This window comes from Ectorhizobium quercum (assembly GCF_026552795.1).
In the GTDB taxonomy this organism is placed as follows: Bacteria; Pseudomonadota; Alphaproteobacteria; order Rhizobiales; family Rhizobiaceae; genus Ectorhizobium; species Ectorhizobium quercum.
Window position 1 is genome coordinate 166693 of sequence record NZ_JANFPI010000001.1, and the last position, 20432, is coordinate 187124.

Here is a 20432-nt window from a genome sequence, read left to right on the forward strand (position 1 = left end):
TGTCTGCTGAGACAGCCGGACTCCAAGGTTTCAGGCCTGAGAGAAATCCGCGATCAGGCGGACTTCTTGTCGTCCTTGATTTCCTCGTAGTCGGCATCGACGACATCGTCGTCCTTGCCGCCTTCCTCGCCGGTGGCGCCGGCTTCGGCCTGCTGCGCTTCATAGACCGCCTGACCGAGCTTCATGGAAACTTCGAGCAGGGTCTGCGTCTTGGCCTTGATGTCCTCGGCATCGGGCTCAGAAGCCTCGATCGAGGTCTTGAGGGCGGCCAGCGCATCCTCGATCGCCTTGCGGTCGGTCTCGGAAACCTTGTCGCCGTAGTCCTTCAGCGACTTCTCCGTGGAGTGGACGAGGCTTTCGGCCTGGTTCCTGGCTTCCACGCCCTCGCGGCGCTTCTTGTCCTCGGCGGCATGGGCTTCCGCGTCCTTCACCATCTTCTCGATGTCGGCGTCGGACAGGCCGCCGGAGGCCTGGATGCGAATCTGCTGTTCCTTGCCCGTGCCCTTGTCCTTGGCGGAGACCTGCACGATGCCGTTGGCGTCGATGTCGAACGTCACCTCGATCTGCGGGATGCCGCGCGGTGCCGGCGGCAGGCCGACGAGGTCGAACTGGCCGAGCAGCTTGTTGTCGGCGGCCATTTCGCGCTCGCCCTGCGATACGCGGATGGTCACGGCCTGCTGGTTGTCTTCCGCCGTCGAGAACACCTGGCTCTTCTTCGTCGGGATCGTCGTGTTGCGGTCGATCAGGCGGGTGAAGACGCCACCGAGCGTTTCGATGCCGAGCGACAGAGGGGTCACGTCGAGAAGCAGGACGTCCTTGACGTCGCCCTGGAGAACGCCGGCCTGGATGGCGGCGCCGAGCGCCACGACTTCATCCGGGTTGACGCCCTTGTGCGGCTCCTTGCCGAACAGCTGCTTGACGACTTCCTGGACCTTCGGCATGCGGCTCATGCCGCCGACGAGAACGACTTCGTCGATCTCGGCCGCCGAAACGCCGGCATCCTTGAGGGCGGCCTTGCACGGCGCGATGGTGCGCTGGACCAGATCGTCCACCAGGCTTTCGAACTTGGCGCGGGTCAGCTTCAGCGTCAGGTGCTTCGGGCCGGAGGCGTCGGCGGTGATGAACGGCAGGTTGATTTCCGTCTGCTGCGAGGAAGAAAGCTCGATCTTCGCCTTTTCGGCGGCTTCCTTCAGGCGCTGAAGGGCCAGCTTGTCGTTCTTCAGGTCGATGCCGTTGTCCTTCTTGAACTCGTCGGCAAGATATTCGACAAGACGCATGTCGAAGTCTTCACCGCCGAGGAAGGTGTCGCCGTTGGTCGACTTCACCTCGAACACGCCGTCGCCGATTTCCAGAACGGAGATGTCGAAGGTGCCGCCGCCGAGGTCGTAGACCGCGATCGTCTTTCCGTCCTTCTTGTCGAGACCGTAGGCCAGAGCGGCGGCCGTCGGCTCGTTGATGATGCGCAGAACGTCGAGGCCGGCGATGCGGCCGGCGTCCTTGGTGGCCTGGCGCTGGGCGTCGTTGAAGTAGGCCGGAACGGTGATGACGGCCTTTTCGACCTTCTCGCCGAGATAGGCCTCGGCCGTTTCCTTCATCTTCTGAAGAATCATCGCGGAAATCTGGGCCGGCGAATAATTCTTGCCGCCTGCGGCAACCCATGCGTCGCCATTGTCGCCCTTGACGATCTCGAAGGGAACAAGAGCCTTGTCCTTGGTCACGGTCGGGTCGTCGAAGCGGCGGCCGATGAGGCGCTTGACGGCGAAAAGGGTGTTGGTGGGGTTGGTCACTGCCTGGCGCTTGGCCGGCTGGCCGACGAGGCGTTCGCCATCGTCGGAGAAGGCGACCATCGACGGCGTCGTGCGTGCGCCTTCGGCATTTTCGATGACCTTGGCGTCCTTGCCATCCATGACGGCGACGCAGGAATTGGTCGTTCCGAGGTCGATACCGATAACTTTTGCCATATTACTTCTCCTTGAAGCAGACCGTCTTGAACCCCTTGAAGGCATTCGTGGGCGGCCCCTTGACGTAGGTCCTGGATTTCGGGGCCTCCCCGGCCTCGATTATGACGGGTATATAAGGAGCCGTTTTTCGGACTGCAAGGCGCTCATCCGCGCAATAGCGGCCAAATTTCAGCTTGTTGCAATGATCAGTTGCCCAGAATGACGTCGAGCAGCGTCGTGCGCCTGCCTGCGGGCGGTTGGCCCGGCGCCGCACCGACATCGGCCGGCGGAACCGGCCCTCCCTGCGCGGCGGAGCGCCCGGGCGGCAACGGCTGCTCGAAGCCGCCCGACGCGGGGGGCAGCGGAGTGGTCGCGCCGGTCCGTTCGGGCGTCACCCGGGGCTGCGGCGCGGGCTCCCGCTCGCCGGGAAAGACGCCGGAAATGATGTCCAGGATGGAGGTCTGCGGCCGCTCGTGCGCGGCGGGGATATCCTGCGGCGGCGGCACCGCCGCGACGGGATCGCCGCGGCCGAGGCCGAAGAGCGGCGAGGGCGAAAGCCCCTTGTGGGCGGCGGTCATGAATTCCTTCCATGCCCGGGCAGGCAGGCCGCCGCCCGTGACCTTCTTCATCGGTGTTCCGTCGTCGTTGCCGAACCAGACGCCGGTCGTGAGGTTGGAGGTATAGCCGACGAACAGCGCGTCGCGGAACGATTGCGTCGTGCCGGACTTGCCGGCCGCCTGCCAGCCGTCGAGCCGCGCGGCCTTGCCGGTGCCCTCGGTGACGACGCGCGTCAGCATGGAGTTCATCGTCGCCGCGAGCGTGTCCGAAAGCACGCGCGGCGGATCGCCGTAGGTATTCTCGTAGAGCACCTTGCCGTCGAGCGAGGCGATCCGGCGGACGATGTGCGGCGTTGCCTTGTAGCCGCCGTTCATGAAGGGTGCGTAGGCCGCGGTCAGCTCGGTCAGCGAGACCTCCGACGTGCCGAGCGCGATCGAGGCGTTCGGCTGGAGCGTGGATTCGATGCCCATGCGGTGGGCGAAGCTGACGACCTGATCCGGCCCGGCCTCCATGACGAGTTGGGCGGCGATGGTGTTGAGCGACTGGGCGAGCGCCGTCGAGATCGTCACCGGGCCGCGGAACTTCTGGTCGTAGTTTTCCGGCGTCCAGTTGCCGATCCTGACCCGGGCGTCGTTGCGCATGGAATCGGGCGAGACGCCGGCTTCCAGAGCCGCGGCATAGACGAAGGGCTTGAAGGCCGAGCCCGGCTGACGCTTTGCCCTGACCGCGCGGTTGAACTGGCTGGTCGCATAGTCCCTGCCGCCGACCAGGGCGCGGATCGCGCCGGTGCCGTCGATGGCGACCAGCGCTGCCTGGCTCGCGCCCTGCTTGGCGCCGTCGCCGGCGAGAAGTGTCGAAAGCGTCCGGTCGGCCGCGTGTTCCAGTCCCATGTCGAGCGTGGTGTCGACGACAATGTCCTGCTTGATGTCGCCGATCAGGCGCTTCACCTCGTCCATCACCATGTCGGCGGCATAGTATTGCGCGCCGGACCAGTAGCTCTTGGCCTTGGTCGGCGGCTGGCTCTTGGCCGAGGCCACCTCGCTGTCGGTGATCAGGTCCTGATCGTGCATCGCGCCGAGGACGACCTGCGCGCGCGCTTCCGCCGCCGCCGGGTCGCGGGCCGGCGACAGGCGCGACGGCGCCTTGAGAAGCCCGGCAAGCAGCGCCGCCTCGCCGAGATTCACGTCGCGGGCCGATTTGTTGAAATAGCGCCGCGAGGCCGCTTCCACGCCATAGGCATTGGAACCGAAGAAGACGCGGTTGAGATACATCGCAAGGATCTGGTCCTTGGTGTAGTTCTGTTCCAGCCAGAAGGCGAGCAGCACTTCCTGCACCTTGCGCTCGAGGGTGCGTTCCGGCGAGAGGAACAGGTTCTTGGCGAGCTGCTGCGTCAGCGTCGAGCCGCCCTGCACCATGCGTCCGGTCGTCACGTTGGTGATCATGGCGCGCGCCAGCCCTAGCGGATCGATGCCGAAATGCGAATAGAAGCGCCGGTCCTCGATGGCGACGACCGCCTGCGGAATGTAGGGCGACATGTCTTCGAGGGCGAGTGCCTCGCCGCCGGTCGTGCCGCGGTTGGCGATGGTTTCGCCGTTGACGGACACGATCTTCACGTTCGGCGGGCGTTCGGGAATCGACCAGGTGGAGGCATTCGGCATGCGCGCGCCGTAATAGATGACGACGCCCGCCACGCCGATGCCGCCCCAGATGCCGAGCACGATGGTCCAGTAGGCGGCGAAACGGATCAGGCCGAGGAAGCCGCCGCCCGACCGGCGGCGTCCCTTCTTGCGGGCCGGGCGCTGCGGTTTCGCCGCGCGTTTCGAACCGCTGCCGGTCACGCGGTCGCTGGCGCTGAGGCGCAATTCGCCGTTTGCGCCGGACCGGGACCCGGACTCGAAGAAGGGGTCCACACGTTCAGATGATCTTTTCCTGCCTGTCATGGACCGGCCATATCCTCCGAAATCCGGGTCGCGTGAAAGACGAAACCCGCGGGCACTGAGATAACGCAATCGCGGCCCGGGCCACGCCAGGCACCGCCACGTTCGTGGACTGCACGTTAAATGCGGCGATTTAAGGTGACGTTAACAGCCGGTTAACCGGGAAGACGCGGGGACGGCGGATCCTCTACTGGCAGAGGTCGGTCCATTCGGCGCCGGTGAGTTCGGCCATGCGCTCCGGCGCGATCCGCACCGCCGCATTCGTGGCGCCGGCGGCCGGCACCACCTGCTCGTAGGCCTTCAGCGACACGTCGCAATAGATCTTCAGCGCAGAGGGCAGGCCGAACGGGCAGACGCCGCCGACCGGATGGCTCGTCGCCGCAACCACCGATTCGGCGTCGAGCATGCGCGGCTTCACGCCGAAGGCGTCCTTGAACTTGCGATTGTCGAGCCTCTTCGTGCCGGCGGTGACGATCAGGGCGATGTCCTCGCCGAGCCGGACGGCGATGGTCTTGGCGATCTGGTCGGGTTCGACGCCGTGCGCCTCTGCCGCCAGCGCCACGGTGGCGGAACTGGCCTCGGTTTCGATGACGGTGATGTCGGGGGCATGCGCCGTGAAAAAGGCGCGAACGGATTCGATACTCATGCCGTCAATCTATTCGCGAACGGGCGACGGTCAACCCGGATGTTTGAGCTATGCATTCATTGCATAACAGCGGTGTTGTAATGTGACTGTTTTTTAGGCGTGATTGCGTTATCTTAAAGTCATCCAAGTAGCGCACTTCTCCTCCCGGTGCTCTTGGTGTCGGACTGGCAACACCCTCCTCCCGGTTGTCGGTCAGTTTCTAGCAGCCCGGCGCCTCCTCCCGCGCCGGGCTGTTTGCTTTCCGGCCACCGTCATCTGGCCCGCATCCCTTGAAAGCATCCCGCCACGCTCCCATTTAAAGGTCATCGGTGTACCGAAGACATGTTTCGCGCAAGCTTGCCGGGCAATGCTGGCGGCGAGCGAAACGGAAGCGGTCGCCTGAGGGAAGGCCGGCGGCGATTAACCATTCGTTAATCATTCTGCCGCATTCTTCTTCTCAAGAGCGTTTGCAGGCTTTGCCTGACGCGCCGGGAAATCGATGAATTAAATTCGCCTCGAAAGTCTGACCACGGATGTACTGGCAGGTTTCGAAAAGCGGATTGGGAAAGGTCGGGCTTGCCCGGCCTTTTTGTTTTCGGGGCCTTTGAAAGAAAGGGCGCTGGCTGCGCCTTCAGTATATTGGCAACCCTTCTCCTTCGTCGCCCTCGGGCTTGAGCCCCAAGGGTCTACGCCGCAAGCGACGCGGATATGGTCGGGTTCAGGCCCGACCATGACGACAGGAAGCAACGAGTCCTTTCGCAACAGCCGGGCGGGCGCAGGCTGCGCCCTTTTCGTCCGTCTCAAAGGGCTGCGAGGATCCGGATCCACGAGCGGATGCCCTTGTGGAAGGAGCGAAGCTCGTATTTCTCGTTCGGCGAATGGATGCGGTCGTCGGAAAGACCGAAGCCGACCAGCAGCGATTCCATGCCGAGCAGTTTCTGGAAATCGCCGACGATCGGAATGGAGCCGCCCATGCCGACGACGATGGCCGGTTTCGGCCACTCGTCGGACAGCGCCGCCTGCGCCTTCTGGAGCAGCGGCGAATCGTAGGAGAGATGGATGGCGGGCGAGCCGCCATGTTCGTGGAACGCGACCGAGCAATCGGCGGGCAGCTTCGAGCGCACATAGGCGCGGAAGCTCTCGCGGATCTTCGCCGGGTCCTGCTGGCCGACGAGACGGAACGACACCTTGGCGGATGCCTGGCCGGGAATGACGGTCTTGAAGCCCTGGCCGGTATAGCCGCCGGTGATGCCGTTGACCTCCGCGGTCGGCCGCGCCCAGGTCAGCTCCAGAATCGAGCGCCCTTTCTCGCCGGAGGGAACGGACAGGCCGACCTCGCCGAGCAGGCTTGCCGAATCGCGGCCGAGCTTGTCCCATGATGCCTTGATGTTGGAGGGCGTCTCCTCGACGCCGTCGTAGAAGCCGTCGAGCGTCACGCGGCCCGTCTCGTCGTGCAGGCCGGCGCAGATGTCGGCGACGATGTGGATCGGATTGGCGGCCGCGCCGCCGAACATGCCGGAATGCAGGTCGCGGTCGGCGGCGGTGACGACGAATTCCTCGCCGACGAGCCCGCGCAGCGTCGCGGCGATGGCCGGCGTGTCGGCATCCCACATGCCGGTGTCGCAGACCAGTGCGTAATCGGCCGTCAGTTCCCCGGCATTCGCCTCGAGGAAGGGCTTGAGTGAGGGCGAGCCCGATTCCTCCTCGCCCTCGAACAGGATCGTCACCTTGCAGGGCAGCGCGCCCCTGACCGCCTTGTAGACGGCGCAGGCTTCCACGAAGGTCATGAGCTGGCCCTTGTCGTCGGATGAGCCGCGCCCGGTGATGACCTTGCGGTTTCCGTCGAGGTCGGCGACCGACGGATCGAAGGGATCGCGGCTCCACAGATCGAGCGGATCGACCGGCTGCACGTCGTAATGGCCGTAGAAGAGCACATGCGGCGCATCCTCCGTTGCGCCGGGATGATGGCCGACGACCATCGGATGGCCGGCTGTATCGCGCACCGAGGCCTCGAAGCCGAGCGCCTGGAGGCGGGCCGCCAGCCATTCCGCCGCCCTGCGGCATTCCGGTGCGTAGGCCGGGTCGGTCGAGATCGAGGGAATGCGCAGCAGCTCGAACAGGTGTGCGAGGCTGGCATCGAGCTGGCTGTCGGCGTGGTCGAGAAGGGCGGGAAGATCGGTCATGGCGCTGGACTCACATAATGAATTCTGTGAGGGAGCGAAGCACGGCCGGGCGTGCGGCGCAAGGCGTCTTGCCGGCTTTTATGCCTTGCCGGCATTGTCGATGACGCGGCGGATATATTCCAGCATCAGCTCGCGTTCGAAACGGCGGAAGCCGGCAAACAGGACGTCGTCCGCCTCCAGTGCGGCGGAAATCGCCGCCTCGCGCATGGCATTGGCCTTTTCGGTCAGGCGGATCACCTGCTTGCGGCGGTCGTTCGGATGCGCCTCGCGTTCGATCAGCCCGTCGCGTTCCATCCGCGACAGGGTATTGGCGAGCGTCGCCTGTTCCACGTCGAGCCGGTCGAGCAGGTCCTTCTGCGTCAGGCCGTCGCCGTTCCACAGTTCGAGCAGCACGGGGAATTGTCCGGGCAGGAATCCGAGGCCCGCCGACCGCTCGTGAAGCGACCGGCTGAAACTCTTCGCCAGTTGTCCGGCAAGATATGTGGCCGAATTCATGCGATCGAATGCCATGATGACTGGATAAGCCGAATCCGGGCCGCATACAATCGTCGGGTGGTCGCATATCGGGGAAGGGTAAACGGCAGCGAAAAGCCGTCATGGTCCGGGGGCTGACCATGACGGCTTGTGCAAATGGACGAAGACCCGGAGAGGGGGGAAGGTCTTCATCCGGCCTGCCGCGGCGGGGGACGAGCCGACGGCAAGAAGGTGGGCGGACAACGCCGCCGTCGAGGAACAGATGATAGGCCAAATGCGGCTTTTCAAGGGAAAGCCCATTACAAATCGGTAACGTTGCGGTGAGAGGCGCCGCCGGTTCCGGTGCAGAACTTTGTGTTGGACGCCGCGCGGCACTCGGGTTATCCATTCGCGCATGAAAAAAGGTGATCATCTCTTCCTCGTCGACGGTTCCGGCTTCATTTTCCGCGCCTTCCACGCATTGCCGCCGCTCACCCGCAAATCCGACGGCCTGCCGGTCGGCGCCGTGTCCGGTTTCTGCAACATGCTCTGGAAGCTGATCACCAATGCGCGCGACACTTCCGTCGGCGTCACGCCCACCCATCTCGCGGTCATCTTCGATTATTCCTCCCAGACCTTCCGCAAGGAACTCTTTCCCGAATACAAGGCGAACCGCTCCGCGCCGCCGGAGGAACTGGTCCCGCAATTCGGCCTGATCCGTCAGGCGACCGTCGCCTTCAACCTGCCCTGCATCGAGACCGAGGGCTTCGAGGCCGACGACATCATCGCCACCTATGCCCGCCAGGCGACCGAGGCCGGCGGCGACGTCACGATCATCTCCTCCGACAAGGACCTGATGCAGCTCGTGACGCCCTGCGTCCACATGTACGACAGCATGAAGGACAAGCAGATCGGCATTCCCGAGGTCATCGAGAAATGGGGCGTGCCGCCGGAAAAGATGATCGACCTCCAGGCGCTGACGGGCGATTCGATCGACAACATTCCCGGCGTTCCCGGCATCGGTCCGAAGACGGCGGCGCAACTGCTGGACGAATATGGCGATCTCGATACGCTTCTCGCCCGGGCCGGCGAGATCAAGCAGGCCAAGCGCCGCGAGAACATCATCGCCAATGCCGACAAGGCGCGTCTTTCCCGTACGCTCGTGTCGCTCAGGACCGACGTGCCGCTGGACATGCCGCTGGACGGGCTGGTGCTGGAGCCGCAGGACGGGCCGAAGCTGATCGCCTTCCTCAAGGCTATGGAGTTCACCACGCTCACCCGCCGCGTCGCCGAAGTCACCGGCGCGGATGCCTCCGCCGTCGATCCCGTCGAGGTGACGGTGGAATGGGGCGCGGACGCGCATGGTCCCGATGTCGGCGAGGGCGCAGCCGCCCTGCCGGAACCGGCGAAGGCCGGGGCCGTTTCCGCCATTTCTGCCCCAGCCGTTTCGCCCGATGCGCTGACGCCCGCCTCGCTCGCGGCTGCGCGCGCCGCAACCTTCAAGGGTGCGAAGATCGACACGGAAGCCTACGAGACCGTCCGCGATTCCGCGGCGCTCGACCGCTGGATCGCGCTGGCGCGCGAAACCGGCGTCGTCGCCTTCGATACCGAAACGACCTCGCTCGATCCGATGCAGGCCGAACTGGTCGGCTTTTCGCTGGCGGTGGCCGACAACACGGTCGATGCGGCGGGCACGGCGGTCAGGGCGTGCTATGTGCCGCTTTCCCACAAGAGCGGCCGGGGCGACCTGCTCGGCGGCGGTCTGGTGGAAGACCAGATTCCCGAAAGGGAAGCGCTGGCGCGCCTGAAGCCGCTTCTGGAGGATACCTCCGTTCTCAAGGTGGCCCAGAACCTGAAATACGACTACCTGCTGATGAAGCGCCTCGGCATCGAGATCGCCGGTTTCGACGATACGATGCTCTTGTCCTACGTTCTGGAAGCCGGAACCGGCTCGCACGGCATGGACGCGCTGTCGGAACGGTGGCTCGGCCATACTCCCATCGCCTACAAGGAGGTCGCGGGGTCGGGCAAGGGCGCCGTCACATTCGATATGGTCGAGATCGCCCGGGCCACGGCCTATGCGGCGGAAGATGCCGACGTGACGCTGCGCCTCTGGCATGTGCTGAAGCCCCGCCTTATCGCCGAAGGGCTGGCGACGGTCTACGAGCGGCTGGAACGGCCGCTGGTGCCGGTGCTGGCGCGCATGGAAGAGCGCGGCATTTCGGTGGACCGGCAGATCCTCTCGCGCCTTTCCGGCGAGCTTGCCCAGAAGGCCGCGGCCTTCGAGGCCGAAATCTACGAACTGGCCGGGGAGACGTTCAATGTCGGCTCGCCGAAGCAGCTCGGCGACATCTTGTTCGGCAAGATGAGCCTGCCCGGCGGGTCGAAGACCAAGACGGGGCAATGGTCCACCTCCGCGCAGGTGCTGGAAGACCTCGCCGCCGCCGGCCACGACCTGCCGCGCAAGATCGTCGACTGGCGCCAGCTTACCAAGTTGAAATCCACCTACACCGATGCGCTGCCGGGCTTCATCCACCCGGAGACGAAGCGGGTGCACACCTCCTATTCGCTGGCCGCGACCACGACGGGCCGGCTTTCGTCTTCGGAACCGAACCTCCAGAACATTCCCGTGCGCACGGCGGAAGGCCGCAAGATCCGCACTGCGTTCATCGCCTCGCCGGGCCACAAGCTCGTCTCCGCCGACTACAGCCAGATCGAGCTGCGCGTGCTCGCCCATGTCGCGGAAATCCCCCAGCTTTGCCGCGCCTTCGACGAAGGCATCGACATCCACGCGATGACGGCGTCCGAAATGTTCGGCGTGCCGGTGGAAGGCATGCCCGCGGAGGTGCGCCGCCGCGCCAAGGCCATCAATTTCGGCATCATCTACGGCATTTCCGCCTTCGGTCTCGCCAACCAGCTCGGCATCGAGCGCTCGGAGGCGGGCGAATACATCAAGCGGTATTTCGAGCGTTTCCCCGGTATCCGCGACTACATGGACAAGACCAAGGCCGAGGCGCGCGAGAAGGGCTATGTCGAGACCATCTTCGGCCGCCGCGCCTATTATCCGGAAATCCGCTCCTCCAACCCGCAGGTCCGCGCCTTCAACGAACGCGCGGCGATCAACGCGCCGATCCAGGGCTCCGCCGCCGATATCATCCGCCGGGCGATGATCCGCATGGAAGGGGCGCTTTCGCACGCCGGGCTTGGCGAAAAGGCGAAGATGCTGCTTCAGGTTCACGACGAACTGATCTTCGAGGTCGAGGACGAGGCCGTCGAGGCGACGCTCGGCGTCGTCACGCAGACGATGGAAAACGCCACCCGCCCGAGCCTCGAGATGAAGGTGCCGTTGAAGGTCGATGCGCGTGCCGCCCATAACTGGGACGAGGCGCACTGAGGGTCAGGACCGGTATCTCCCATACGCTCTCGTTCGTCATGGTCTGGCCTGACCCGACCATTCATGTCGCGTCCGCTGCGTGGACCCTCGGGTCGAGTCCGACAGTGACGGAATGTGTGTGGGCATTCGACCCCATTGTCTCCCCTTGTGGGGGAGATGGCCGGCAGGCCAGAGGGGGCGACACGGCAAGCCCCGAGCTAAACGCGCTCCGCCGCGGCCTCTTCCAGCGCCGTCACGAAGGCGTTCACCGTATCCTCCAGCCGGCCGCTGTTGTCGATGGTCAAGACATCGAGGTCGCAGTCGATTTCCTGGGGCGCGCGGGCGAGGCGGTTCAGGATCTCCTCGCGGCTTTCCCGGCCGCGCGCTGCGAGCCGTTCGGCGAGAACCTCGGGCGTGGCGGTGATGGAGATCACCTTCACGCGGGTGAAGATCCGCCCGAAGGCGCGTAGGGCCGAGCGCGAGCCGTTGACGACGGCGACATGCCCTCTGGCGAGTTCCTCGCAGGTCGTGCGCGGCACGCCATATTTCAGCCCGTGGGCGCCCCACCAGACCGCGAACGTATCCGCTGCCACCAGCCGGTCGAATTCCTCGCGGGACACGGCCGCGTGGTCCTCGCCGCCGGCTTCGGCCGGCCGGGTGATGACGCGGCGCACGAAGTGGATGTCGGCGCGCCCGGCGAAGTGGCGGCGGGCGGCGTCCATCAGCGTGTCCTTGCCGGCCCCGCTCGGGCCGACGACGACGATCAGGGCGCCTCTGCCGGTGCCGGTCGTGCAGTCCATCAGACCACCCGCCGGCCTTCGCGCCACACCGAACGCACCACCGGGACATCGTTGGAGCGGTGGACGCGGACGAGATCGGCGCGCAGGCCCGGTGCGATGCGGCCCCGGTCGTCGAGCGAAACCGTGCGGGCCGGGGTGGCCGTCACCATCGCCAGCGCCTTCGGCAGGCTGATTCCCTCGACGCCGTCGGCCAGCAGGAAGGGCGCGTAGAGCAGGCTGAAGGGAACGTAATCCGACGAGAGCACGTCGAGCACGCCCTTCTCGGCGAGGTCGCGCGCGGCGATGTTACCGGAATGCGACTTGCCGCGCACCACGTTCGGCGCACCCATCAGCACGCTCATGCCCGCGCCGTGCGATGCCTTGGCGGCTTCGAAACTGGTCGGGAATTCGGCCAGCCGCACCCCGTGGCCGATCGCCTCCTCGACATGGGCAGTGGTCGCGTCGTCATGGCTCGCGACGGTGATTCTGCGCTCGGCGCAGGCCTTCGCCAGGAAATCGCGGTGCTGCGCCGCGTATTTTTCCGAGGCTGCCACGCGCCGGTCGACGAAACGGGCGAAGGCCGCGTCGTCCAGCCCGCGCTTGTTCTTGTAGTAGAAGGTGTACTGCTCCATCGATTGGAACTGGCGCTGGCCCGGCGAATGGTCCATCAGCGAGATGAGGCGGACATGCGGGTCCTCCTCGAAATCGGAATAATGGTCGAGCACATCGCTGGAGGCCACCTCGCAGCGCAGGTGGATGAGGTGGTCGGCGCGCAGCCGGCCCTCGCGCTCGGCGGCCTGGATGGCGTCGGCCATCTCGCGCATCTCACCCTTCTGGAAGCCCCCGTCCTCGTCGGAGCCGAGGCGCAGACAATCGAAGACGGTGGTGATGCCGGAAGAAGCGATCTGTGCATCGTGCGCCTGGATCGCCGCCGTCTTGTGCCAGCGGACGCTGGGGCGCGGCGAATAATGCGTCTCCAGATGGTCGGTATGCAGTTCCACCAGGCCGGGGATCAGGTAATCGCCCTCGATATCCTCGCCGGCATGGGTGTTGCCGGCGGAGATGTCGGCGATCCGGCCGTCGCGGACCAGCACGGATCCGTTGACGATCTCGTCTTCGAGGACGATGGCGGCGTTGGTGAATATCTGTTCGGCGGACATCGGTTTTCTTTCGTCAGTCATGCCGCAAGCGGCAGCCATGTATGGACGGTGAAGGGGGCTCCCCGCTCCGGTTCGACGAAGAGCGCGAGACCCGAGACAGGGAGCGGTTTGCCGAGGAAACCGGCAAAGCGGGATTTCAGAACCGGCTCGACGGCATCGGCCAGGGCCGGTTCCAGCGGGCCGGAAAGCGTCATGTGGAAACGGAATTCGTCCATGACGTAGGGATAGCCCCATACGGCGAGATGCTCGCGTTGCGCGGGCGTCAGCCTTTCCGGCCTGCGGCGCGCGATATCGGCTTCCGCAAGAGGGGCGCGGAACGGTTCGAAACGGCGCACGCAATCCGCCGCGAATTCCCGAAGCGGTGGGCAGGGCGCGCCCGGCACCAGCGCGAAGAAGGCGCCGATCCGGCCGAGGGACAGGGCCGGGATGTCGAAGATGCGGGTTTCGGCGGCAAAGGCGGCCATAGCGTCGATCAGCCCGGCTGGCGACGCGCCGTCCGCAAGGGCGAAAGGCGCCTTCAGCGTCGCGTGGAAACCGTAGCGGCGTGGTTCGGCGGTCGCCTCGCGCAGCGTTTCGAGGGAAAGCGGCGCCTCCTCGCCCTGCGCCACAAGCCCGCCGGAAAAGGCGTCGCGACCCAGCCACCGGGCGGCCGCAACGGTCAGCGGATCGTCCTGGGCGGGCGTGAAATAGAGGGCGTAGCGCACGGGCGGATCTTTCTGTCATCGGCGGAGGGCGTGCATTAGAGTGCAATCGCGTACCCGCCGCAAGGTCGGCTACTGCCCTAGTCGCTTTCCATGACAGAATGATGATGGTTTTCCGGCGATTTCGCCGGAAAAGGATTTCAGTGCGTCTGCTTGCCGATCAGCCTCCAGCGCAGCGTGTTGGAGATGTTGTCGAAGATGAAGACGACGGCGAGGATGAGCAGCACCATATAGGCCACCTTGTCCCAGTCGGCGTTGGTGCCCATTGCCTCGAGCAGCTTCAGGCCGATGCCGCCGGCGCCCACCGCGCCGATGACGGTGGCCGAGCGGGTGTTCGATTCCCAGAAATAAAGCGACTGCGAGATGAACACCGGCAGCACCTGTGGCACCACGCCGTATCGGTTGACGGCCGCGGGGCCGGCGCCGAGCGACTTCACGCCCTCGCGCTGCTTCTCGTCGATGTTCTCGACGGCCTCGGCATAGACCTTGCCGAGCGCGCCGGTGTCGGTGGCGAAGATCGCGGCGATGCCGGGAATGGGGCCGGGGCCGAAGCTGCGGGTGAAGAACAGCGCCCAGATCAGCATGTCGATGGAGCGCAGGAAATCGAAGCAGCGCTTCATGCCCCAGTTCACCGGGCGGCTCGTCGTAATGTTGCGGGCGGCGACGAAGGCGAGCGGGAAGGCGACGAGCGTCGCGAACAGCGTGCCGACGAAGGCCATGACCAGCGTCTGCATCAGCTTCGACAGGATGTCGGCGTGCTGCCACGTGCCGTTGTTGAGGAAGTCGCCCAGCATCTTCGAGGCGTTCGACTGCGCCGGGTCGACGCGCTCGCCGAAAAATGCCAGCCCCGCCAGTTCGGTGAAGCTCTTGCCCCAGAACGGCGAGCGGGTGTCGAAGAAGAAATTCGCCCAGCCGAGGAAGCGCCGCTGGATATAGACCTGGCTGGTGCGGATTTCCGCCTGCCCGGCGAAGCCGTAACGAACGACGACCTTGTTGCCGTCCTGCACGATTTCCTCGGGCGCGCCCGCCGGCGCCACGGTCTCCTCCTGGTGGATGGCAACAGGCCAGGACACGCCGTCGACGAAGACGTCGACGCGCTGCGGCGTGACTTCGAGGCGATTGTCCATGCCGTCGAAGATCACCGTATAGCCGCCGTCCGGGGTCGGAACCAGCCAGTCGATCTCGGCGCCCGCCGGATATTGCCCGCGGCTCGACCATTGCGCCGTCACCGCGCCGTCCTGGAAGCGCAGGCGCGGCTGCGCCCGCCAGGAATACCAGTCCTGGATGTAGATGGAGGCGCGGTCCCAGCGCGCCTGCTGGAAGGCCGGGCCGACATTGAAGAAGACGAAGCACATGCCGAGATAGGCGAAAATGGCGGCGACGGCGACGACAAGCCCGTAGCGCTGGAGGAAGCTGCGGTGGAAGGCCTGCGGATAGGCGGCGAGAAGACGCTCGCGCTCGGCGGCGTTGATCAGCGGAACGGAGGATTTCATATGACACCCCTGCCGATGTTGAAGGTCTGGTCGTTGGTCAGCCGGCGGCGCAGCCAGGCGGAGAACTGGTCGACCACGACGATGGTGACGAAAAGCAGGATGATGATCGCATAGGTCTTGGCGGCATGGTCGCGGCCGATGGCGAGGCGGAAGACCTCGCCGATGCCGCCGCCGCCGACCGCGCCGATGATCGTCGAGGCGCGCACGTTGATCTCGGCGCGCAGCAGCGCATAGGAGACGAAATTCGGCAGCACCTGCGGCACGATGGCGAAGCGCACCCGCTCCACCCAGCTGGCGCCGGCCGCGCGCAGGCCCTCCTCGGGCCGCATGTCGGCATTCTCGACCACTTCGAAGAACAGCTTGCCCAGCGCGCCGATGGTGTGAACCGTGATCGCGATGATCGCCGCGATCGGGCCGATGGAGAGGATAGCGGTCAGGAGCCCGGCGATGACGATTTCCGGGAAGGCGCGCATCACCTCCATGATCCGCCGGACGACGAAGCGCAATGGCCCCGTGCCGACCAGGTTGGTGGCGGCGAGGAAGCACAGCACGAAGGCGAGGGACGTGCCGATGATGGTCGCGACGAAGGCGATGTTGAGCGTGACGACGAGCTGGTAGATGAATTGCGGGATGTAGATGCTCTCGGTGATGTAGACCCGGCTGGAGGTGTAGTCGTATTTCAGCGAGCCGTCCGCATAGGGCGAGGGCAGGTCGAACATCGCCCGGACGATTTCCATCGGGCTGTCCGGCACGAAATTGCGGATGAAATCAAAGAAATAGGGCAGGCGCTCGAAGAACTTGCCGGAATTGGCGTTGTTGGCGAAGTTCAGCGACGCGCCGAGCGCGAAAAGGAAGACCACGATGGCGATGCCGGTATAGATCCGGCGCTGCACCACCTGCTGCTGGTAATGGCGCATCACCAGCGCCGAGGAGGCGCCAAGCCCGTCATCCGGTGCGGTTGAGATATTTCCGGCCATGCTGTCGGCTTCCTTTCATGAAGACGGCGGCGCTTTGATGAAGCGCCGCCGTTCCGGGGTTCGAAGAGGGATCAGCCGCCGATGACCGATTTGCGGGCGTCGATGATCGTCTGGTAGAAGGACTGGTCGACCTTGATGTAGTCCTTGTTGTCGCCCTGCGTGTAGGCGCGGAAGCACTCGGCGTCCTTCTGCGGCAGTTCGAAGAAGTAGGTTTCCACCTTTTCCTTGACGTCGGCCGGCAGCTTGTTGGAGACCATGAGCGGGCCGTTCGGGATCAGCGGCGACTTCCAGACCTCGACGAGGTCGTCCATGTCGAGGATGCCCTTGTTGACCATCTGGTGCAGGTTGCCGCCGGTGTAGCCCTCTTCCCAGCTGCCGACGCCGGAGCCGAAGGTGGTGGCGACGTCGAACTTGCCGTCGAGAACGCCGAGAACGAGGTTCTCATGGCCGCCGCCGAAGCCGGTTTCGCTGAAATACTGGTTGACCGGCGCGCCGATTTCGTTCGGCAGGGCGACGTTCGGCACGAGATAGCCGGAGGTCGAGTCGGGATCGGCGAAGCCGAGCGTCTTGCCCTTGGCGTCGGCGAGCGTCTTGATGCCGCTGTCCTTGCGCGCCACCATGATCGAGTAGTAGCCGCTGGAGCCGTCCGACTGCGTATAGGTCAGGATCGGGTCGACGGCATCGGGGGCCTGGAGGTAGATCGCGGCATAGGAGGAAGCGCCCATCGAGGCGATGTCGATGGTGCCGCCGAGCAGGCCCTGGATGACGCCGTTATAGTCCGGCGACGGGAAGATCTGGACTTCCTGGACGCCGGTCGCGGCCTTCAGGCCGTCGGCGACACATTGCGTGTTGCGGATCTGGTCGGCTTCGTTTTCCGAACCGTCGAGGCCGATGCGCAGGACCTTGACGTCCTGGGCGGCGGCCGAGCCGGCGAGAAGGCCGAGCGTGGCGACGGAGAGGAGGAGTTTCTTCAGCATGGGTGTTGCTCCTGTTGGACCATGTGTGAGGGGATCGAAAAAATGGCGCCGGTGACGGCGCCGTGACGGGAACGGATTCAGGCCCGCGCGGTGGCCACCGCCGGCACGGACGGCGTGAAACCCTGCGCGGCCTTGCCGGAGGTGATGCTGGTCGAGGTCATGCTCTCGTCGATTTCGGAGCCGTCGCTGCCGGTTCCGTAGATCATCCGCACCGCCTCGGCGTCGAGCTGGTCGGGCGTGCCGTCGAACACGACGTGGCCGCCGGCCATGCCGACGATGCGCTCGCAATAGGCGCGGGCGGTGTCGAGCGTGTGCAGGTTGGTGATGACCGTGATGCCCTCGCGCTCGTTGATGTCCTTCAGCGCGTCCATGACGATGCGGGCGTTCAGCGGGTCGAGCGAGGCGATGGGCTCGTCGGCGAGCAGCATTTTCGGCGCCTGCATCAGCGCCCGGGCGATCGCCACGCGCTGCTGCTGGCCGCCGGACAGCGTGCCGGCCGGCTGGAGCGCCGTCTGCTCAATGCCGAGCCGTTCGAGGGCGGCGATCGCCGCGATGCGCTCCTCGCGGGTGAAGATGCCGAGAAGGCTCATCGCCGCCGGGCGGTGGTTGAGCCGGCCGAGCATGACGTTGGTCATCACGTCGAGGCGCGGCACGAGGTTGAACTGCTGGAAGATCATGGCGCAATCGCGCTGCCAGTTGCGCAGCGCCGCGCCCTTGAGGGCGGAGACTTCGAGATCGCTGAAATGCAGCGAGCCGGAGGTCGGGTCGGCCAGCCGGTTGATCATCCTGAGCAGGGTGGATTTGCCCGCGCCCGACCGGCCGATGACGCCGACCATCTGGCCCTGCGGAATGGTGAGATTGACGGAATTGACCGCGATATGGCCGCCGAAGCGCCGGGTGATATTCCTCAACTCGAACTTCATGTCCAGACCGTTCCCTGCCGTTATTGCTTGCCCGGCAATAGCGACCTGTCATGAAGCCCGAATGTCAGTTGTGTGTCAGTTTTGTTAAAGCGGCGGGCGGCTGACGATTCAGCCGCCGTGGCGGTTCAGGAATTCGTGAACCGTGAGCGACCGAAAGTCGCCGAGCGCCTCGCGCAGCCGTTCGTGGTCCCAGTCCCACCAGGCGAGCGCTTCGAGCCGCGCCGCCGTCTCCCGGTCGAAACGCTCCCGCATCGGCCGGGCCGGAACGCCGGTGACGATGGTATAGGACGGCACGTCGCGGGTGACGACGGCGCCGGAGCCGACCACCGAGCCGTTGCCGACGGTCACGCCGGGCAGGATCGTGACGCCGTGGCCGATCCAGGTGTCGTGGCCGATGGTCACGGGCTTCGAGCGCCGTGCCGCGAAGAAATCCGCCTCGTCGTCCTCCACGCCCGGCCAGTAGTTGCCGGCGCGGTAGGTGAAGTGGTGCAGCGTGGCGCGCTCCACCGGATGGTTGGTGGCGTTGATGCGCACGAAGGCGGCGATGTTGGAGAACCTGCCGATATGCACGTTCCACAGATGGCCCTGTTCCATCACATAGGAATAGTCGCCGACCACGCTCTCGCGGACGCGGCAGAATTCGGCAATCTCGGTATAGCGGCCGAGACGGCTGTCCTTCACCACGGCGGTTTCGTGAATGGTGGGCTGTTCGGAAAGAATGCTGTTCATGCCGCCTTCCTTCCGGGCGAAAAGGCCGAGACGTCGATCAGCCGGTCGGCGACCTTCCTGCGCACGTCCGCATCGTGGAAAATGCCGACGATGGCGACGCCCGCCGCCTTCTTGGCCGCGATCAGCTCTTCGACGACGGCGCTGTTGGCGGCGTCGAGCGAGGCGGTCGGCTCGTCGAGCAAAAGGATCGTGTGGTCGGTGATGAAGCCGCGGGCGATGTTGACGCGCTGCTGCTCGCCGCCGGAGAAGGTGGATGGTGGCAATTGCCACAGTGCCTCCGGCAGGTTGAGGCGCGACAGCATGCGGCCGGCGCGCTCGCGCGCCTCCTCCTGCGCGACGCCGCGCGCCAGCAGCGGCTCCGCCACCACGTCGATGGCCGCGACGCGCGGCACGGTGCGCAGGAACTGGCTGACATAGCCCATCGTCTTGCGGCGCACGTCGAGAACGGTGCGGGCGGCCGCCGAGGCCATGTCCAGCACCTTGCCCTGATGGTTGACGAGGATCTGGCCGCCGTCGACGCCGTAATTGCCGTAGAGCATCTTGAGGATCGAGCTTTTGCCGATGCCGGAGGGGCCGGAGAGCACGGCGCATTCGCCGCTCGCCACCGAGAAGCCGACATTGGAGACGACCGGCAGCACGAGGCCGCCGCGCAGGTGCATGACGAAGTTCTTGCGGACTTCGGAAACGACGAGAGGGGTGGGCATGGTCACACCTGAAGGATCGAGGAAACAAGCAATTGCGTATAGGGTTCGCGCGGATCGTCGAGCACCCGGTCCGTCAGGCCGGTCTCGATGACGCGGCCCTCCTTCATCACCATCATCCGGTGCGAGAGCAGTCGGGCGACCGCGAGGTCGTGGGTGACGATGACGACCGCGAGGCCGAGATCGTTGACCAGCGAGCGGACGAGGTCGAGCAGGCGCGCCTGCACGGACACGTCGAGGCCGCCGGTCGGCTCGTCCATGAAGACGAGGCGCGGGCCGGTGATCAGGTTGCGGGCGATCTGGAGGCGCTGGCGCATGCCGCCGGAAAAGGTGCGGGGCTGGTCGTCGATGCGGTCGGTGCCGATCTCGACGCGCTCCAGCCAGTCGGATGCCGTGGCGCGGATGCGGCCGTAATGGCGCTCGCCGACCGCCATCAGCCGCTCGCCGGCATTCGCCCCGGCGGAGACCGTCATGCGCAATCCGTCGGCCGGGTTCTGGTGGACGAAGCCCCAGTCGGTGCGCATCAGCATGCGCCGTTCCGCCTCGCCCATGCGGTAGAGGTCGCGGAAGGCGCCGTCGCGCATGCGGTATTCGACGCTGCCGGCGGTCGGGGTCAGCCGCGTCGAGATGCAGTTGAGAAGGGTCGTCTTGCCCGAGCCGCTTTCGCCGACGATGGCAAGCACTTCGCCCGGGTAAAGCTCGAAGGAGACGTCGCGGCAGCCGGTGCGGGTGCCGTAGAACTTCGAGATGCCGTTGACCTTGAAGAGGGGAGTGTCGGTCATCGGTTATTCTCCACGAAACGGTTGGATGAAATGCAGGCGGCCCTCTCATCCCCGTGCCGGGACCTTCTCTCCCCCGGGGAGAAGGGAATCGGGGCAAGGCCGGCGCTTCTTTCGCCTTCTCCCCGCCGGGGAGAAGGTGGC

At 65.5% G+C, this 20432-nt stretch carries 16 protein-coding genes; 1 reads left to right on the plus strand and 15 read right to left on the minus strand.

The window, feature by feature from the left end:
- Nucleotides 1-53 precede the first annotated feature (53 nt).
- The 5 genes from dnaK to NOF55_RS00770 form a co-directional block, all read right to left on the minus strand.
- On the minus strand, nucleotides 54-1961 hold the full coding sequence (dnaK, locus tag NOF55_RS00750; protein WP_306409407.1) for a molecular chaperone DnaK: 1908 nt from the start codon (nucleotides 1959-1961) through the stop codon (nucleotides 54-56).
- Nucleotides 1962-2146: 185 nt separating this feature from the next.
- Entirely contained in the window at nucleotides 2147-4438 is a 2292-nt protein-coding gene (locus NOF55_RS00755; protein ID WP_306409408.1) for a transglycosylase domain-containing protein, read from the minus strand.
- 184 nt (nucleotides 4439-4622) lie between these two features.
- Nucleotides 4623-5081: a YbaK/EbsC family protein gene (locus NOF55_RS00760; RefSeq protein ID WP_306409409.1), complete on the minus strand. Its 459-nt coding sequence runs from the start codon at nucleotides 5079-5081 to the stop codon at nucleotides 4623-4625.
- 779 nt (nucleotides 5082-5860) lie between these two features.
- On the minus strand, nucleotides 5861-7243 hold the full coding sequence (locus NOF55_RS00765) for a M20/M25/M40 family metallo-hydrolase (RefSeq protein WP_306409410.1): 1383 nt from the start codon (nucleotides 7241-7243) through the stop codon (nucleotides 5861-5863).
- A 78-nt stretch (nucleotides 7244-7321) separates the two neighbouring features.
- A complete protein-coding gene (locus NOF55_RS00770; protein WP_306409411.1) occupies nucleotides 7322-7738 on the minus strand; it encodes a MarR family winged helix-turn-helix transcriptional regulator in 417 nt (138 codons plus the stop codon).
- A gap of 373 nt (nucleotides 7739-8111) precedes the next feature.
- Between NOF55_RS00770 and polA the strand changes: the two genes are divergently transcribed.
- A complete protein-coding gene (gene polA / locus NOF55_RS00775; RefSeq protein ID WP_306409412.1) occupies nucleotides 8112-11090 on the plus strand; it encodes a DNA polymerase I in 2979 nt (992 codons plus the stop codon).
- A 197-nt stretch (nucleotides 11091-11287) separates the two neighbouring features.
- Here the strand turns inward: polA and phnN are convergent, their stop codons facing one another.
- From phnN to phnK, 10 genes are all read right to left on the minus strand, one after another.
- A complete protein-coding gene (phnN, locus tag NOF55_RS00780) occupies nucleotides 11288-11869 on the minus strand; it encodes a phosphonate metabolism protein/1,5-bisphosphokinase (PRPP-forming) PhnN (RefSeq protein ID WP_306409413.1) in 582 nt (193 codons plus the stop codon).
- Nucleotides 11869-13008 (minus strand): alpha-D-ribose 1-methylphosphonate 5-triphosphate diphosphatase, encoded by a 1140-nt coding sequence (locus tag NOF55_RS00785; RefSeq protein ID WP_306409414.1) that lies wholly within the window; start codon nucleotides 13006-13008, stop codon nucleotides 11869-11871. The genes phnN and NOF55_RS00785 overlap by 1 nt, the downstream gene beginning before the upstream one ends.
- 17 nt (nucleotides 13009-13025) lie before the next feature.
- A complete protein-coding gene (locus NOF55_RS00790) occupies nucleotides 13026-13712 on the minus strand; it encodes a DUF1045 domain-containing protein (RefSeq protein WP_306409415.1) in 687 nt (228 codons plus the stop codon).
- A 137-nt stretch (nucleotides 13713-13849) separates the two neighbouring features.
- Nucleotides 13850-15202 (minus strand): phosphonate ABC transporter, permease protein PhnE, encoded by a 1353-nt coding sequence (gene phnE, locus NOF55_RS00795; RefSeq protein WP_306409416.1) that lies wholly within the window; start codon nucleotides 15200-15202, stop codon nucleotides 13850-13852.
- Nucleotides 15199-16179, minus strand: coding sequence for a phosphonate ABC transporter, permease protein PhnE (gene phnE, locus NOF55_RS00800; RefSeq protein WP_306409417.1), 981 nt, complete (start codon nucleotides 16177-16179; stop codon nucleotides 15199-15201). The genes phnE (NOF55_RS00795) and phnE (NOF55_RS00800) overlap by 4 nt, the downstream gene beginning before the upstream one ends.
- A gap of 71 nt (nucleotides 16180-16250) precedes the next feature.
- Nucleotides 16251-17156 carry a phosphonate ABC transporter substrate-binding protein gene (gene phnD, locus NOF55_RS00805; RefSeq protein WP_306409418.1) on the minus strand — a complete coding sequence of 302 codons (906 nt, stop codon included), beginning with the start codon at nucleotides 17154-17156 and terminating at the stop codon, nucleotides 16251-16253.
- A 77-nt stretch (nucleotides 17157-17233) separates the two neighbouring features.
- Nucleotides 17234-18079 carry a phosphonate ABC transporter ATP-binding protein gene (gene phnC / locus NOF55_RS00810; protein ID WP_306409419.1) on the minus strand — a complete coding sequence of 282 codons (846 nt, stop codon included), beginning with the start codon at nucleotides 18077-18079 and terminating at the stop codon, nucleotides 17234-17236.
- 108 nt (nucleotides 18080-18187) lie between these two features.
- Entirely contained in the window at nucleotides 18188-18808 is a 621-nt protein-coding gene (locus tag NOF55_RS00815; protein ID WP_306409420.1) for a DapH/DapD/GlmU-related protein, read from the minus strand.
- Complete coding sequence (gene phnL / locus NOF55_RS00820; protein WP_306409421.1) at nucleotides 18805-19512, minus strand: phosphonate C-P lyase system protein PhnL; 708 nt, start codon at nucleotides 19510-19512, stop codon at nucleotides 18805-18807. The genes NOF55_RS00815 and phnL overlap by 4 nt, the downstream gene beginning before the upstream one ends.
- Nucleotides 19513-19514: 2 nt before the next feature.
- A complete protein-coding gene (phnK, locus tag NOF55_RS00825; protein WP_306409422.1) occupies nucleotides 19515-20291 on the minus strand; it encodes a phosphonate C-P lyase system protein PhnK in 777 nt (258 codons plus the stop codon).
- Nucleotides 20292-20432: the final 141 nt, after the last annotated feature.